The organism is Ralstonia sp. UBA689, from assembly GCF_002298975.1.
GTDB lineage: Bacteria > Pseudomonadota > Gammaproteobacteria > Burkholderiales > Burkholderiaceae > Ralstonia.
The window spans coordinates 200,349-215,202 of sequence record NZ_DBMV01000041.1 but is presented as its reverse complement, the minus strand read 5'-3'; the positions used below and the strand labels follow the sequence as shown (position 1 = coordinate 215,202).

The window sequence follows — 14,854 nt, the reverse complement described above, 5'->3', positions numbered from 1 at the left end:
GCCACTGGCAATCAGCGGCCCATCGATTCGATGGGCCGTTTTGTTTTCCGTCTTCTTGTTTTCCGTCTTCGCGCCCTTGAAACCATGATCGTCCGCCAGCCCGCGCCCACCTTTGAACAGAAGATCTGCGACCCCGCCGACGTGGAGGCCCGCGTGCGTGCCTTGCCGCGGCCGGTGGTCTTCACCAACGGCGTGTTCGACATCCTGCACCGTGGTCATGCGACGTATCTGGCGCAGGCGCGCGCCCTTGGCGCGTCGTTGGTGGTGGGCGTGAACACCGATGCGTCCGTGCGCATGCTGGGCAAGGGCGATGACCGCCCCCTCAACACGCAGGACGATCGACTTGCCGTGCTGGCTGCGTTGGAGTCGGTCAGCCTGGTGGTGCTGTTTGCCGAGCGCACGCCGGTCGAGCTGATCCAGCGCGTGCGCCCCGACATCTACGTCAAGGGCGGCGATTACGACATCGATGCACTGGAAGAAACACGCGTGGTGCGCGGGTGGGGCGGCACCGCGCTGGCGATTCCGTTCGAGCACGACCGCTCGACGACGGCACTGCTCAAACGCGTGCGCGAAACTTCCTGAGCGTTCAGCGCGACGCCGTGACCGCAGCGGCGGGGGTGGCGCAGGCGCGCATCTCGTCGCCGCCGAGATTCTTCTTGAGCGTGGCCAACTGAGCCGCCACGCTCGATGCCGCATCGGCGGGGGCCCCAGCGGTTGTGATGCGCAGCCATGTGCGCGAGCCGTTGCGGTGTGTTTCCGTCAGCACGGCGGTGCGCACGTCCTTGGCGCGCACGTCGTCCAGGCGCTGCTGCGCGCGCTCCTTGTCGCGGAACAGGCCCAGCGATACCACGAACGAATTCCCTTCCTGCACGATGGCCGAATCGCCCACGTTGCGGCGCTTGAGCTCGGCCACCTTGCGCTCGGCGTCTTCACGCGTGTCACGCGCGGGCATATGGACCCACCAACGATTGTCTTCCGGGCGTGAGATGCGTTCGACCTGCACGCCGGCCAACTGCTTGAGCTGATCGAGGCCGCGCGTGGCCTGCGCATCGGTCAGGCCGCCGAGTTCGATGCAACTGCCTGCACTGTCGGGTGTGCTGGCGGTGGAGAGCGCGGTGCGCTCGATGGTGGCCTTGGTGTCAGCCGAGGCCCCGGCGGCGGCAGGTGCCGAAGCCGGCATGCCGTTGGGCGCTGCCGCTCCAGAGGCCGGCGCGGGCTCAAGAATGCGGATGGCTTCCGTACGGATCTGGCGGCGCATGCGCTCCGGTTCGCGCTCGCTCTCGAACCAGGCCGAGGGGACGTCCGGCCCGAACACGCCGGTGTTGGCCGCCAGCAGGACGCCGTTGACGAGCAGCAGGAGCAGCAGGGCGAGGCGAAGCGTCATGGTGCGGACGGAGGTGGATTCGGACGGTGACTCGGAATGCAGGAACACTGCGACGGCAACAACAGCGGTAGAACAGGAACGGCGGGCTGGCCTCTCATGCCAGCGACGTCGTGCCTTCCCGGCTCGCACGCGCCAGCACCTGCAGGCCAAGCAGCACGAGATTATCGTGCATCTGGAACGGCATGCGCAGATGCGGCGCCAGCGCAGCGCGCGCGCCGCCGCTCAGCACGCAGCGCGCCGGGCCGGAATACTGGGCCTGCAGTGCATGCCATGTCTGCGCAACGGCACCCGCCTGGGCGGTGACGCAGCCCAGCGCGATGGCGTCCTGCGTGTTGTCGGCCCACGGCGGTGCGACCGCTTCGCGCGTGACCAGGGTGCCGATGTCCACCTCGGGCAACTGCGCCGTGTTGCGCGAGAGCGCGCGCATCATCAGCGTGAGGCCGGGCAGGATCAGGCCGCCGGCAAACAGGCCGTCGGGCGTGACGATGTCGAGCGTGGTGGCGGTGCCCGCCGTCACCAGCAGCAAGGCGGTGTCAGGCCACGCGTTGCGTGCACCCACCGCGCCGACCCAGCGGTCGGTGCCGAGCTGCGTGGGGTCGCGGTAGCCATTTCGCAGTTCATGAGGCAGGCCCGCGGCGGCAGCTTCCGATGCGGCGATGCGCACGCGCGCGCCGTCGAACACGCGGGCGATGCGCGCAGTGAGCGCGTCGCGCAACGCCGGCCCGGCCACCGCACTGATCCACACCTCGGGCGGAGTGACGCCTGCCGCGTGGCAATCGCGCCAGTCTTCCACCAGTTCGGCCAGTTGATCATGCGAGCGGGCGCCGGCGTGCCGCCAAGGCGTGCTGCCGGGTTCTTCCGGCTGCGCAGGCAGAGCGTCGGCGCCACTGGCGATCCACGCCCACTTGATGCGCGTGTTGCCGGCGTCGATCAGCAACAGCGGCCGCGCGGGGGCCTTCAGGCGTGTCATGGCTGCTCCGCGTCCGCGCTGCGCAGCGACACCTCGCCGCTATGGATCCACTGCACACGTCCGCCTGATTCGATCGCCAGGCGGCCTTGTGCATCGATGCCGTGCGCCACGCCTTCGAGCACCACGGCACCGTCCTGCCAGAGGCGCACGCGTTCGCCGGCAAAGGCATCGCGCGCGGCAAACGGCGCGACAAACGGCGCCAGCCCCTGCGCGCCGAAGCGCTGCAGGTGTTCGCCCAGCGACGTGAGCAGCGCCGAGAACACGGCATTCGGCTCCGGAGCGTCCACCAGTTCTTGCATGCCCGACAGCGCGCGGCCCAATGATCTCTCCAGTACGTGCGGGCGCTCCAGGTTCAGGCCGATGCCGATGACAGCCCAGGTCTGCCCAGGCGCCGCGCGCACCGTCTCGACCAAGATGCCGGCCAGCTTGCGTCCGGCGATCTGCACATCGTTGGGCCACTTGAGCGCGAGCGCCTGCGCGCTGCCGCCATGGGCCTCGGCGTAGCCTGCCACGGCATCGGCCACGGCCACCCCGATGGCCAGGCTCAGGCCACCGAGTTGGGCCGGCTCAGCGGCAAAGGCGCAGGCGACGGAGAAGGTCAGGCCGTGGTCGCCGTCCCACGGGCGGCCTTGGCGGCCGCGCCCCGCGGTCTGGCGTTGGGCTGCCAGAACGCGGGCGGCCAGCAGCGGCGCGGAGCCTGCGCTTGCTGGGCCGGCGGCATTGGCGGGCCAAGTGGCGTCGCGCACGGCGGCCATCAGGTCGGCGTTGGTGGAGCCGGTGGCTTCGACCACCTCAACTGGCCAGCCGGCCGCCGGGCCGCAGGGATGGATGCGTTCGCGCGTAAGGCGCCAGCGCGCGGAAGGTTCGGCAAGAAACATGAAAAGGGACGATCGGATTCGCGCAAAGAATGGGCGCATTGTACGAGCGAGGCCTCCAAACCGGGCCTGCCGCTTGCTGCAAGCGGCGCATTCGCCCCACAGTGTGACTGTGTCGGGCGGCGTGTTGGCTACAATTCGACCGATATCCGGCATCACGCTGCAATCACGCTGCACACGGAGACCTGCTTGATCACCTGCCGCACGCCCCAGATCGAGGTTCGCCTTGTCGATGGACGGTCTGTCGCCTTTCTCTCCGGCGACTGGACGACGCTCGCCCTGGCCGAGCGGGCAGGCGTGCGCGGTGCGCGGGCGCAGATTCGCGACGCACTGGACAACGCCAACGCCTGGTGCCTGACCGAGGTCGGCCGCATCGATCACTTTGGCGCGCAGCTCTTGTGGCGCACCTGGGGCAACCAGTGGCCCGAACACCTCGACGCCCGCCCCGACCAGCGCCGCATGATCGACCGCGTCGCCAAGCTCGACCCGGGCGGCTGGAAGAAGCGTCTGGCCCCGCGCATCAACCCGGTGGCGATCCTGGGTGGGGGCATGCTCGATTTCTTCGACCACGCCGGGGACGGCATCGCCATGGTCGGCCAGTTGATGTTCGATTTCGCGCGGTTCCTGCGGGCGCCGCATCGGGGGCCGTGGCGCGAGATCTCCGCCAATATCTACAGCACCGGCTACAAGGCACTGGGCATCACGGCGCTGGTGGGGTTCCTCATTGGCATCGTGCTGAGTTACCTGTCGGCCAATCAGTTGCGTGTGTTCGGGGCCAGCATCTTCATCGTCAACATCCTGGGCATGGCCATCATCCGCGAGCTGGGGCCGGTGCTGGCAGCCATCTTGGTAGCGGGGCGCTCGGGCTCGGCCATCACCGCGCAGATCGGGGTGATGCGCGTGACCGAAGAGCTCGACGCGATGCGCGTGATGGGCATCTCGCACGGCTTCCGGCTGATCTTGCCCAAGGTGATTGCGCTGGCGATCGCCATGCCGCTGCTGGTGGCATGGACGGACTTGCTGGCGCTGGCTGGCGGCATCCTGGCCGCCAAGTTCCAGCTCGACATCAGCCCGACCTATTTCATCACCTCGCTGCCCGATGCGGTGCCGGTGGCCAACCTGTGGCTCGGCATCGGCAAGGGCGTGGTGTTCGGCATGCTGATCGCGTTGGTGGCGTGCCACTTCGGCCTGCGCATCCAGCCGAACACGCAGAGCCTGGGCGAGGGCACGACCACCTCGGTGGTGGTGTCGATCACCATCGTGATCCTGGCCGACGCGGTGTTCGCCATTCTCTTCAAGGACGTCGGGATATGACACGGCCACGCCACCCGCACGTCGAGCATGCGCAGGGGCCCGCGGCGTCGGCCATGCCCGCGCGCGAGCGCGTGATCGAGATACGTGCCCTCACCAAGCGCTATGGCGATGTGACCGTGCTCGACAACGTCGACCTGGACGTGTTTCGCGGCGAGGTGCTGTCCATCGTGGGCGGCTCGGGCAGCGGCAAGACCACGCTGCTGCGCCAGGTGGTCGGGCTGGAGAAGCCCACCTCGGGCACCATCCGTATCTTTGGCGAGGAGCTGACCTGCCAGGTCGGCAACGAGCTGCAGTCGATGCGCAACCGTTGGGGCATGCAGTTCCAGCATGGCGCGTTGTTCTCGGCGCTGTCGGTGATCGACAATGTCGCGCTGCCCATGCGCGAGCTACGCACGCTGCCCGATGCGTTCATCACGCGCGTGGCGATGCTCAAGCTGCAGATGGTGGGGCTCAAATCCACCGACGCCGACAAGATGCCGGCCGACCTGTCCGGCGGCATGATCAAGCGCGTGGCGCTGGCGCGGGCACTGTCGCTGGAACCGGAACTCGTGTTCCTGGATGAGCCGACCGCCGGCCTGGATCCGCGCGCTTCCGACGACTACGTCGCGCTGATCCGCGAGCTGCGCCAGGAACTGGGCCTGACCGTGGTGATGGTGACGCACGACCTCGATACGCTGGTAGCGCTGTCCGATCGCATTGCCGTGCTGGCCGACCACAGGGTGGTGGCCGCCAAGCCGATCGAACAGATCATTCAGATCGACCATCCGTTCATCAAGGAATACTTTCTGGGTGAGCGGGGTCAGCGGGCTCTGATGGCGCTGGGGCCGCAAATGACGGAAGCCGTGGCCGCCGCCACGCTTGCCGTGCAGGAGGATTGATGGAAAACAAAGCCCACGCATTCCTGGCCGGGCTGTTCACGATCGGTCTGGCGATCTTCGTCGGGCTGGCGGTGATGTGGTTCAACCGCGACCAGACCGTGCGCGTACCGTACGACGTGGTCACTCGCTCGACCGTCAACGGGCTGAACCCCCAGGCGGCTGTGAAATACCGTGGCCTGGACGTTGGCAAGGTCGACAGCATCCGTTTTGACGAGAAGGTGCCTGGGCAGATCATCGTGCGCGTGCTGGTCGACAAGGATGCGCCCATCACCACCACCACTTACGGTCGGCTGGCCTACCAGGGCGTGACGGGCCTCGCCTACGTGCAGCTCGACGACCGTGGGTTCGACAACAGCAAGCGCACACCCAACCCGACGCGTCTGGAAACGTCGGCCAAGCAGCCGGCGCACATCCGCATGGAGGCGGGCTTCCTGGACGAGCTCGACAAGCGCGGTGACCAGATGCTGTCCAAGCTCGACCAGACGCTGACCTCGCTGTCCATCATCTTCGACGATGAGCATCGCCAGGCGCTGACCGGCGCGGTGCAATCGTTCCAGAAGACCATGGACCGCTACAACGCGCTCGCCCAACAGGCCGAGCCCACCGTGAGCAGGTTGCCGCAGATTGCCGACAACCTGGATGCCACGCTGGTTGCCACACGCAAGCTGTCGCAGTCGCTGTCCGACCCCAAGGGGCCGCTTATGACGACGATCTCGGGCGCGGGCTCCGACCTTGCCGTTGCGACCCGATCGATGCAGTCGGCCGCCAACGTGCTGACCTACGAGACGCTGCCGCAGCTCAACGGCTTTGCGCGCGAGGCCCGCCAGGCCGTGCGCGGCTTCGATCACGCCGTGACCGATTTCAACTCGCGGCCGCAAAGCGTGCTGTTCGGTCCCGCGCCCGGCACCCCAGGCCCCGGCGAGACGGGGTTCACTGCACCCGCCGCACGGGCTTCGGCCCAGCCTTGAGGAGACGCCATGCCGATGTTGTCCGCCGTGTTTCGACGCGCGCTTACGTTGTCCGCCCTGGCGGCGCTCGTCGCTTGTGCCGCTTGCTCCAGCGCGCCGGTCGCGCCGAGCGCACTCTACGATTTCGGCGTTGCTCCTGTTGCCCCTGTTGCCACCGACGGCGCCCGCCTGCCGACCGCGCTGCGCGTGGCCGAGGTGGCCGGCCCCGGCTGGATGGACGGCAATGGCATCTACTATCGCCTCGCCTATGCGCAGGGCCAGCGTACTGACCTGTATGCCAACAGCCGCTGGGTGGAATCGCCCGTGAACCTGTTCGATGCGCGCCTGCGCAATGCGGCCGCCGCGCGCGGCCGGGTAGTTGCCTATGCCACACCCGATGGGCCGACGCTGCGCGTCGAGCTGGTCGAGTTCTCGCAGGTATTCGACCGGCCGGATGCGAGCCGAGGGGTCGTACGCCTGCGGGCGACGGTCTTTCAGTCGCGTGGCGTGATCGACCAGCGCGTGGTGCAGGCCGATGCGCCCGCACCCAGCGCAGACGCGGCGGGCGGCGTGGCTGCGCTCACGCAGGCCTCGGATCGCGCCATCGGCGAGGTGCTCGACTGGGTAGCCGGATTGCCGCTGGAGGCGCGTTCCGCTGCGGCAGCGTCGCCGGTGCCCACACGCCAGCGCTGATCATCTACCGGATGATGGAACCACCGGCCGCCGGCGGCGTCGGACGGTATCATGGGCCATCGCCCCAAGCCTGACAGCAGCTCCCGCCAGTGCCGGATCTCCACTCGCAACCCGCTACCCCCACCCCGCATCGCCACTCGCCGCTCGCGCGCGCCGGGCTGGCGTGGTTCGTTTTGCTGGTGATCTATGCGAGCCTGTATCCGTTCTCGGGCTGGACGGACACGGGCGTGTCGCCGTTCGCCTACCTGACCGCGCCGCTGCCGCGCTACAACACGGCATTCGACATGGCCACCAACCTGTGGGGTTATGCGCCCCTGGGCATGCTGACGGTGCTGGCGCTGCATCCACGCATCACCGGCTGGCGGGCGGTGTTGATTGCACTGCTGGGCGGGCTGCTGCTCTCTGGGGCCATGGAGGCGATTCAGACCTACCTGCCGACGCGCGTGTCGTCAAACGTGGACTTTGCGACCAACACACTGGGTGCGTTGCTGGGCGGCATCCTTATGGCGCCGTTCTCCGCGCGGCTGATCGACCGGGGCGGGCTGCGCCGGCTGCGCCGGCGCTGGTTCGAGCCGCATGCCACCTTTCCGATCCTGTTGCTGCTGCTCTGGCCGTTTGCGCAGATCTTTCCGCAGGAGTTTCTCTTCAGCATGGGCGGTGTGATCCGCAGCATCCTGCTCGATCCGTCGCCGGATGCGTTCCTGACGGGCGTCATCAACAACTGGTTTCCGGAGCTGTTCGACTGGCACGACCGCTTGCAGGCGCACCCGGAAGCGCTGCAGCGCCAGGAGTTGCTGGAAGCACTCATCACCGCCTGCAGCTGGATCGGCACGGGGCTGCTGGCGACTGTCGCCATGCGCCGTGGTGCGCCGGTGCTGCGCCTGCTGGCTGCGCTGCTGGTGGGGGCGCTGCTGGTGAAGGCAGGGGCGACGCTGCTGCAGTTTCCCTTGGGCGGCGCGTGGGATTGGCTCTCGTCCGGTGCCCGCTTTGGGCTGATCGTCGGCTCGCTTGTGCTGGTGCTGCTGGTGCGCCTGCCGTCCTGGCTGCGCGGCGCGCTGGCGATGACGCTGCTGATTGCGCTGATTATTCTCTCCAACGTGTTGCCGCCGAGCCCGTATTCGTGGGTGTCGGCACAGGCCTGGCGGCTTGGGCGCTTCGTCCATTTCAACAGCCTGTCGCGCTGGATCGGCTGGTTGTGGCCTTTCCTGGGGCTCGGGTATCTGGTCTGGCGGGCCGAGCAGGCGCAACTGCAGCGGCGTTCCGGCCGTCAGACTCGCTGAGCCTCTGCCGTGTGCGGCGCTGCCCCCGGTGAGGTCACGTGCCGCACCACCAGCAGCGCCACCAGCGCCGCGCCGTATACGGCTGCCATCGCGACAAAGCCCGCCCGCCAACCGAAGAGTCCCGTCGACAACGCCGCCACACCCAGGCCGATGAGCGCGCCACCCTTGGCCGCACTGCTGCACAGCCCCAGGGCGAAGCCCTGGCGGTCTTCCGGGCTGGCCTCGGCGACCAGACTGTTGAGCACCGGCAGCAGGCCGCCAAGACACAGCCCCCAGGCCAGGCGCGCCGCAATGAAGCCGATCTCGCCCTGCGCGTAGCCTTGCCACAGCGCCGTCGCGCCGCATACGGCGGTCAGCAGACAGACATGACCCAGCGTGCGGTGCACCGGCAGCCCCGCGAAGCGCCTGGCCCACCAGCGTGCCGACAGCGCCAGCGTTGCCGCCGTGGCGCTGTAGGCGAGGCCAGCCAGCATCACCGAGCCGTGCAGCGTCTCGGTGATGTACGGTGCCAGGAAACCCTGCGGCATGATGCGCGCGGCCTGCACGGCCACCGTGCCGAGCAGCAGGCCAACGACGAGGCCGCCCAGCGGCACGGCGGCCGTGGTGGATGCATCGGCCGCCGTGCCTGAAGCGCGGCGTGGGGCAGGCTTGACCGACGGCAGGCGCAGCATCGCCAGCGGAATGCACGCGAGGATGACGATCGCGCCTGCCGTGTTGGCCAGCCGGAACCCCATCCAGCCGACCAGCCATGCGCCCACCGGTGGGGCCATGAAGCTGCCGCACGCGGTGACGGTCTGCAGATCGGCGAAGACGCGTCGGCGTGCGCCGGCCGGGGCCACGCGCATGGCGTAGACCTGCGCGGCCGCCAGGAAGCCGGCCAGCCCGCCCTGCACGGTGCGCGCCAGCAGCACGCTCGCCGCCGAGTCGGCGTAGACCGACCACAGTTGCGACGCCGCCAGCGCGATCAGCGCTCGCAGGATCATCGGCTTGGCGCCCACTCGGTCGGACAGGCGCCCCCACCATGGCGCCGTCAGCAGCGTCGCGGCCATCGGAGCAAAGTACGCCGCGCTCGCCACCCACGCGAACGGCACGTGCGGCAGGGGCGTGAGTTCGCGCAGGAACAGCGGCCAGAACGGGCCGGTCATTTCCATCGCGCCCATCGACAGGGCCTGGATGACGAGCAGCCACCGGATGGCCCCGCGCCAGGCATCGGGCGGATTCGGTGGGCTCATGCCGGCACTCCCGGCATCCCGGCAGCGGCCAGCGGGTTGGGCAGCGTGGCGTGCATGTCGTCGGACTGATCGCGCAGGCGCATGCGCACGAAGGTCTTGAAGGTCCATGGTGCTTCCAGCAAGGCGTGACGCTCGTGCACCCATGCACCGGCATCCAGCGCAGCTTGATGCTGTTTGAACACGGTGTGCATGGCGTCGCGCCACTGGCGCAGGCCCGATGTTTCGCCACCTTCCGGGAACAGTGCGAGCGCGAGTTCGCCGATATGGCACAGCAGGAACGCGTGGATCAGCTTTTTGCGCGGGATATCCCGATCCGGGTACGTGGTGTGCCCGGCGCGGAACGGCTCGATGGTCAAGCCTTGTGCCTGCAGCGCCGGCAGCGCGATCTTCACGTCGCCAAAGTCGCGCACCACCAGCCGCACCGGCATGCCGGCCGCATCGATGACGACAAAGGTGTTCTGCTGATGCGCCTCCAGCGCAATGCCGTAGCGCAGGTACAGCCCGACGATGGCCGGAATCGCCACGTGCAGGTAGGCGTCGAAGAAGCGTGCAGCGCGTTCGGAGCGTGTGCCGGCGGTCTGGCGCGAGAGCACCGTGTCGAGCAGCGTGGGCGCAGCTGGCTGCGTCATGTCGGTCGTGAAATCTGGCGTGAACAGAGCGCCGACGGGCAGCAGACGTTGGCTGCGGGCAACGCGTGTGGTCGGGTTGTCCCGCACGATCATCGACAGATGGCGGGCGCGCTCGTCGCTGGTGCCGGCCAGGTGGATGCCGTGGCGCTCCGGCACGATGGACAGCACGGCTGACAGCGCAGCGTCGGCCGCGAGGATGCGTTCGAGCAGCGCGCTCACGCGTGGCCCCATCACGGCGGACTTGGGCGATACGGTGCGCTCCACGCTGGTCAGCCGCATGCTCACGGGCAGCTTGAGCATTGGGCCGCCGGGGGCGGTGGTGGCGGCCACGGTGCGGAACGACATGGTCGGCCGTGTGGCAATGGTGATGTCGGGCAGGGTGATCAGCTCACCAGCGGCAAACTCGGCGGCGAAGGTCTCGTTGAGAGTCGTGTCGCGCTGCCACGGGTGGACAGGCAGCGGCAGCCAGCCTTCGGGGGCGAGCCGGCGCACCAGCAGGGCCTTGCGGAAGGCCGTCATGGCTTCGGGGAAGGTCGCGGCAAACCACGCCGCATACGGCTGTGTGCCCTCCATCGTGCTCACCTGCAGGCGATGCGCGGCCACGGCCACCAGGCCGATCGGCACCTGCGCCTCGAATTCCGGCGACAGCGCAATCACCTGATCGGGCGCCAGCCCCAGCCGCGTCTTGTAGGCCGGGTGCCACGGGTGGCCGCCGGTGCCCCACTGCTCGGTGCGTGCCAGGGCTTGCGGCGTGCCGTCGCCGACCAGCAGGGCCAGCGCGTCCTGCGGTGCGGTTGCGCCGTGCTCGGCGGCAAGGCGCTCGCCCCAGGCGAGCCGATAGGCTTGGCACAGCGTGTCGTTGTCCTGGCTGTTGTCGAGCTCCGCCGATAGTCGTGCGATGGCCGTCAGGCGGTGCGCGCTGTTGTCATCACCGGTCTCCAGGATCGGCGTGAGCCAATGAAGCAGGGCGGAAGGCCGCTCGACGAGCATCGGCAGCCGGTCGTGCGCGAGGACGGTCACGTCGCCGGCCAGGGTCCAGTTGCCCAGCGCGCCGGGGTGCAGGCCGGTGAAGCGCAGCAGCACGCGCTGTTGCCAGATCGGCAGCAGCGTCATGTCCGGGCGCGTGTCGGCGATCAACTGATAGGGGTTGAGCAGCGCTTCACGAAACAACGCTTGCAGCAGGCGCGACAGCACGCGGCGGCGTGCCAGTTGCTGCGCCGCAGACCAGTGCGCGGCATGCACGCCGGCTTCGCGCAAGGCGGGAATCGATTCAAAAGATAGGTTGCCGGCCGCGACGGCAATGGGTGCGATGGATGTTTGAGCAGCGGGATCAGCTTGACGTTGCACGATGGCTCCTACGGGACACGAGCGTATGCAGGCGAGCGGTAGCTCGGCCCTGCAGCACAGGGGGTCTGGTGTAGGGGCCGCTTGAGAGGCAGGCGGACGATGCAGCGCTCCTGGCAAGGAGGAGCGCTGCAAAGGGACGGGATCTTTTTCTAAGACGGCGTGAGGCAGGGTCAGCCGCACCGGCCTGCGCGCAGAGGCGCGGTTTGCTGCGTCTCAGTGTAGGTGAGAATTATTCGCATCCGCAACACAATTCCATCAAGGCGAGAACGGCCTATGGCCGAACGAGCCGACGCAGAGCGCGCCGTCTTCACGGAACCGACACGATTTCTTTCTACCTTAGCGCCTGATTAGTGACGGGCACGTGTCGCACAGACGGGTCGCCGGTGTCACCAGGAGGTCATTCGTGTCTGCGAGCCGCGTTATCAGTCGATTGCCTTTCCGCGCTGTATGCCTGATTGCGGCGGCGCTTGCCTTTGTGCTGGCTGGCTGCGATGCGGCCGATCCGCACGTGCCCGCCGTGGTGCGGACGCCGGCCTCCGCGCTTTCACCTCCCCCGTCATTGCCGCCATCCCCGTCTTCCACGCAGGCTGTCGTCACTTCGCGCGACGGCCTGGCGCCACCCGTGATGCATACCGTCGATTGACCCCCTCCCCAAGCCATCCGACGTTGGCCCGTGTTGTTCCCCCCAACCCCCTCCAATACAGACAACAGGTAGAGAACATGACCTCCAAGAGCCGCCGTGGTTTTCTCCGCTCCGCCGCCCAGTTGGCCGCTGCTTCCGCCGCCATGGGCGTGGTGCCCGAAGGCATTCGTCAGGCGCTGGCGATTCCCGCCCATAACGCGCGCCGCAACATTGAGGACGTGCAGCACATCGTGATCCTCATGCAGGAGAACCGTTCGTTCGACCATTACTTCGGCACGCTCAAGGGCGTGCGCGGGTACGGCGATACGCGCACCGTCACGCTGCCCACCGGCAAGAGCGTGTGGCACCAGCCGCTGGTCGGCGCGGTGGGCGAGGTGCTGCCGTTCCGCCCGAGCGCGCCAGACCTCGGCCTGCAGTTCCTGCAAGACCTGCCGCACGGCTGGAACGATACGCATGGCGCCGTCAACGGCGGCCGCTATGACGGCTGGGTCCCGCACAAGGGCACCACGACGATGGCGTATCTCACGCGTCAGGACATCCCGTTCCACTACGCGCTGGCTGATGCCTTTACCATCTGCGACGCCTATCACTGCTCCACGCCCACCTCTACCGATCCGAACCGCTACTACATGTGGACGGGCTACGTCGGCAACGACAACGTCGGTGGCGGCCCGGTGATCGACAATGCGGAAGCCGGCTACGGCTGGTCGACGTATCCGGAAGTGCTCGAAGCCGCCGGCATCTCGTGGAAGATCTATCAGGACATCGGCACGGGCCTGGACGCCAACGGCTCCTGGGGCTGGACGAGCGACGCCTACATCGGCAACTACGGCGACAACTCGCTGCTGTATTTCAAGCAGTACCAGAACGCGCAGCCCGGCAACCCGCTGTACGACAAGGCGCGCACCGGCACCAACGTGTCGGCTGGCGACGGTTACTTCGACATCCTCAAGCGCGACGTGCAGAATGGCACGCTGCCGCAGGTGTCGTGGATCGCCGCGCCGGAGGCGTTCTCCGAACACCCGAACTGGCCGGCCAACTACGGCGCGTGGTACATCGACCAGGTCCTGCAGATCCTGACCTCCAACCCCGAGGTGTGGAGCAAGACGGCAGTGTTCGTCACCTACGACGAGAACGACGGCTTCTTCGACCACCTCGTGCCGCCGTTTGCCGCATCGGGCAGCAACGGCCTCTCCACCGTCGACACCACGGGCGAATACTTCCCGGGCAACAGCAAGTACGGCGCGGGCAGTTACGGCCTGGGCGTGCGCGTGCCGATGCTGGTGGTGTCGCCGTGGTCCAAGGGCGGCTGGGTGTGCTCGGAGACGTTCGACCACACGTCGATCATCCGCTTCATCGAGACGCGTTTTGCCCGCACGCACAGCATCAAGTCACCGAACATCTCGAAGTGGCGCCGCGCGGTGTGCGGCGATCTGACCTCGGCGTTCAACTTTGCCACGCCCAACGAGGCGATTCCCGCGTTGCCGAGCACGGCGGCCTACGCGCCGAAGGATCGCCAGCGCCATCCGGACTACATTCCGTTGCCGCCGCTGCTGCAGGCCGTGCCCAAGCAGGAAGCGGGAGTGCGCCCGGCGCGCGCGCTGCCGTACGAGCTGTTCGTGCGTGGCCGTCATGACGAGGCAGCGGGCAAGTTCCAGATCGATTTCGTCAACACCGGTGATGCTGGCGCGGCATTCCTCGCCTACACCGCCGGCAGCCTGGATGCGCCGCGCACCTATACGGTGGAAGCGGGCAAGCGACTGTCCGACAAGCTGCCCGTGGGCCCTGGCGGCACGTACGACTTCACGGTGCACGGTCCGAACGGCTTCCTGCGCCGCTTCGTCGGCAAGCTCACGCTGTCGGGCCTGTTGCATCCGCACGGCCGAGCACTGGAAGTGAAGGAGGGCTACGACGTCGCCAACGGCAACCTGGAACTGCGCCTGATCAACCACGGCCGCACGCACACGACCTTCACGGTCAAGAACGCTTACACGGGCGAGAGCGTGCAGCGCGAGGTGCGCGGCGGTGACGATACCTCGGTATACCTGGACCTGCGTGGCCAGCACGCCTGGTACGACCTGAACGTTACGGCCAGCACCGACGCTGGCTTCCGGCGCCGCCTGGCGGGCCACGTCGAGACCGAGCGCGCCAGCGCGTCGGACCCGGCGCTGGGCGCATAAGCGGCACGCAAGCAAAACGGCCCGCTGGCAGGCAACGCCAGCGGGCCGTTTCTTCTTTGTCGGTGCGCGATGTCAGAGTTGCCGCGTGTAGGTGCGCGCCTGATACAGCGCCAGCGCACTCAACCCGACGATCAGCGCGATCGCCAGTACATCGGCAAGCGGGTAGCCCCAGTAGCTCGTCATTGCATGGTCTCCTTCGGTTCGATCAGGCCGGTGTCGGCCATGCGTTGGCGGCCGAACTCAGTGATGGTGTAGCGGAAGTGCACCTTGCCGGTGGCTACGTCCAATGCGTCTTCGAGCGTCTGCACCAGACCGCCGGAGTACAAATCGGCGAGGATGGCGCGGATACTGCCCGTCCAGTATTCCTCTTCGGGTTTGCCGTATTCCAGGCAGGTGCGATGGGCGATGTCGCTGTCCCACAGTGCGTCACCGCTGGCCAGCAGTTGCAGGATGTAGCCCTTCATGTGCAGTTTCATGCGTGC

At 67.8% G+C, this 14,854-nt stretch carries 13 protein-coding genes; 7 read left to right on the top strand and 6 right to left on the bottom strand.

Features of this window, described 5'->3' with window-relative positions:
* The first annotated feature begins 84 nt into the window (after positions 1-84).
* Positions 85-582, top strand: a complete 498-nt coding sequence (gene rfaE2 / locus B4F51_RS20365; protein ID WP_296228494.1) for a D-glycero-beta-D-manno-heptose 1-phosphate adenylyltransferase — start codon at positions 85-87, stop codon at positions 580-582.
* Between the two features lie 4 nt (positions 583-586).
* On the opposite strand, the gene B4F51_RS20360 is transcribed toward rfaE2, so the two are convergent.
* From B4F51_RS20360 to B4F51_RS20350, 3 genes are all read right to left on the bottom strand, one after another.
* Complete coding sequence (locus tag B4F51_RS20360; RefSeq protein WP_296228493.1) at positions 587-1,384, bottom strand: SPOR domain-containing protein; 798 nt, start codon at positions 1,382-1,384, stop codon at positions 587-589.
* A gap of 94 nt (positions 1,385-1,478) precedes the next feature.
* Positions 1,479-2,354 (bottom strand): type III pantothenate kinase, encoded by an 876-nt coding sequence (locus B4F51_RS20355; RefSeq protein WP_296228492.1) that lies wholly within the window; start codon positions 2,352-2,354, stop codon positions 1,479-1,481.
* Complete coding sequence (locus tag B4F51_RS20350) at positions 2,351-3,232, bottom strand: biotin--[acetyl-CoA-carboxylase] ligase (protein WP_296228491.1); 882 nt, start codon at positions 3,230-3,232, stop codon at positions 2,351-2,353. Before B4F51_RS20350 ends, B4F51_RS20355 begins: the two co-directional genes overlap by 4 nt.
* A 186-nt stretch (positions 3,233-3,418) precedes the next feature.
* Between B4F51_RS20350 and B4F51_RS20345 the strand changes: the two genes are divergently transcribed.
* The 5 genes from B4F51_RS20345 to B4F51_RS20325 all read left to right on the top strand — a co-directional run bounded on the left by B4F51_RS20345 (position 3,419) and on the right by B4F51_RS20325 (position 8,341).
* The gene (locus tag B4F51_RS20345) at positions 3,419-4,543 is read left to right on the top strand and encodes an MlaE family ABC transporter permease (protein ID WP_296228490.1); all 1,125 of its coding nucleotides are present in this window, start codon (positions 3,419-3,421) and stop codon (positions 4,541-4,543) included.
* Positions 4,540-5,421: an ABC transporter ATP-binding protein gene (locus B4F51_RS20340; RefSeq protein ID WP_296228489.1), complete on the top strand. Its 882-nt coding sequence runs from the start codon at positions 4,540-4,542 to the stop codon at positions 5,419-5,421. Before B4F51_RS20345 ends, B4F51_RS20340 begins: the two co-directional genes overlap by 4 nt.
* Positions 5,421-6,389: an MlaD family protein gene (locus B4F51_RS20335; protein ID WP_296228488.1), complete on the top strand. Its 969-nt coding sequence runs from the start codon at positions 5,421-5,423 to the stop codon at positions 6,387-6,389. The genes B4F51_RS20340 and B4F51_RS20335 overlap by 1 nt, the downstream gene beginning before the upstream one ends.
* Positions 6,390-6,398: 9 nt before the next feature.
* A complete protein-coding gene (locus B4F51_RS20330; RefSeq protein WP_296228487.1) occupies positions 6,399-7,061 on the top strand; it encodes an ABC-type transport auxiliary lipoprotein family protein in 663 nt (220 codons plus the stop codon).
* 89 nt (positions 7,062-7,150) lie between these two features.
* Entirely contained in the window at positions 7,151-8,341 is a 1,191-nt protein-coding gene (locus tag B4F51_RS20325) for a VanZ family protein (protein WP_296228486.1), read from the top strand.
* Here B4F51_RS20325 and B4F51_RS20320 read toward each other — a convergent pair.
* A complete protein-coding gene (locus B4F51_RS20320; protein WP_296228485.1) occupies positions 8,329-9,573 on the bottom strand; it encodes a rhizoferrin export MFS transporter in 1,245 nt (414 codons plus the stop codon). The genes B4F51_RS20325 and B4F51_RS20320 overlap by 13 nt on opposite strands.
* Positions 9,570-11,549 carry an NRPS-independent rhizoferrin synthetase gene (locus B4F51_RS20315; RefSeq protein ID WP_296228484.1) on the bottom strand — a complete coding sequence of 660 codons (1,980 nt, stop codon included), beginning with the start codon at positions 11,547-11,549 and terminating at the stop codon, positions 9,570-9,572. Before B4F51_RS20315 ends, B4F51_RS20320 begins: the two co-directional genes overlap by 4 nt.
* Positions 11,550-12,269: 720 nt before the next feature.
* On the opposite strand from B4F51_RS20315, the gene B4F51_RS20310 reads away from it, so the two are divergent.
* Positions 12,270-14,372 (top strand): phosphocholine-specific phospholipase C, encoded by a 2,103-nt coding sequence (locus B4F51_RS20310; RefSeq protein WP_296228483.1) that lies wholly within the window; start codon positions 12,270-12,272, stop codon positions 14,370-14,372.
* Positions 14,373-14,551: 179 nt separating this feature from the next.
* Here B4F51_RS20310 and B4F51_RS20305 read toward each other — a convergent pair whose 3' ends face one another.
* Positions 14,552-14,848, bottom strand: a complete 297-nt coding sequence (locus B4F51_RS20305) for a hypothetical protein (RefSeq protein ID WP_296228482.1) — start codon at positions 14,846-14,848, stop codon at positions 14,552-14,554.
* Positions 14,849-14,854 lie beyond the last annotated feature (6 nt).

What these genes read in the sequence shown, in the direction of transcription:
- rfaE2 (WP_296228494.1), top strand. Translation starts at nt 85, where the DNA reads ATGATCGTCCGCCAGCCCGCGCCCACCTTTGAACAGAAGATCTGCGAC.
- B4F51_RS20360 (WP_296228493.1), bottom strand. Translation starts at nt 1,384, where the DNA reads ATGACGCTTCGCCTCGCCCTGCTGCTCCTGCTGCTCGTCAACGGCGTC.
- B4F51_RS20355 (WP_296228492.1), bottom strand. Translation starts at nt 2,354, where the DNA reads ATGACACGCCTGAAGGCCCCCGCGCGGCCGCTGTTGCTGATCGACGCC.
- B4F51_RS20350 (WP_296228491.1), bottom strand. Translation starts at nt 3,232, where the DNA reads ATGTTTCTTGCCGAACCTTCCGCGCGCTGGCGCCTTACGCGCGAACGC.
- B4F51_RS20340 (WP_296228489.1), top strand. Translation starts at nt 4,540, where the DNA reads ATGACACGGCCACGCCACCCGCACGTCGAGCATGCGCAGGGGCCCGCG.
- B4F51_RS20335 (WP_296228488.1), top strand. Translation starts at nt 5,421, where the DNA reads ATGGAAAACAAAGCCCACGCATTCCTGGCCGGGCTGTTCACGATCGGT.
- B4F51_RS20330 (WP_296228487.1), top strand. Translation starts at nt 6,399, where the DNA reads ATGCCGATGTTGTCCGCCGTGTTTCGACGCGCGCTTACGTTGTCCGCC.
- B4F51_RS20320 (WP_296228485.1), bottom strand. Translation starts at nt 9,573, where the DNA reads ATGAGCCCACCGAATCCGCCCGATGCCTGGCGCGGGGCCATCCGGTGG.
- B4F51_RS20310 (WP_296228483.1), top strand. Translation starts at nt 12,270, where the DNA reads ATGACCTCCAAGAGCCGCCGTGGTTTTCTCCGCTCCGCCGCCCAGTTG.
- B4F51_RS20305 (WP_296228482.1), bottom strand. Translation starts at nt 14,848, where the DNA reads ATGAAACTGCACATGAAGGGCTACATCCTGCAACTGCTGGCCAGCGGT.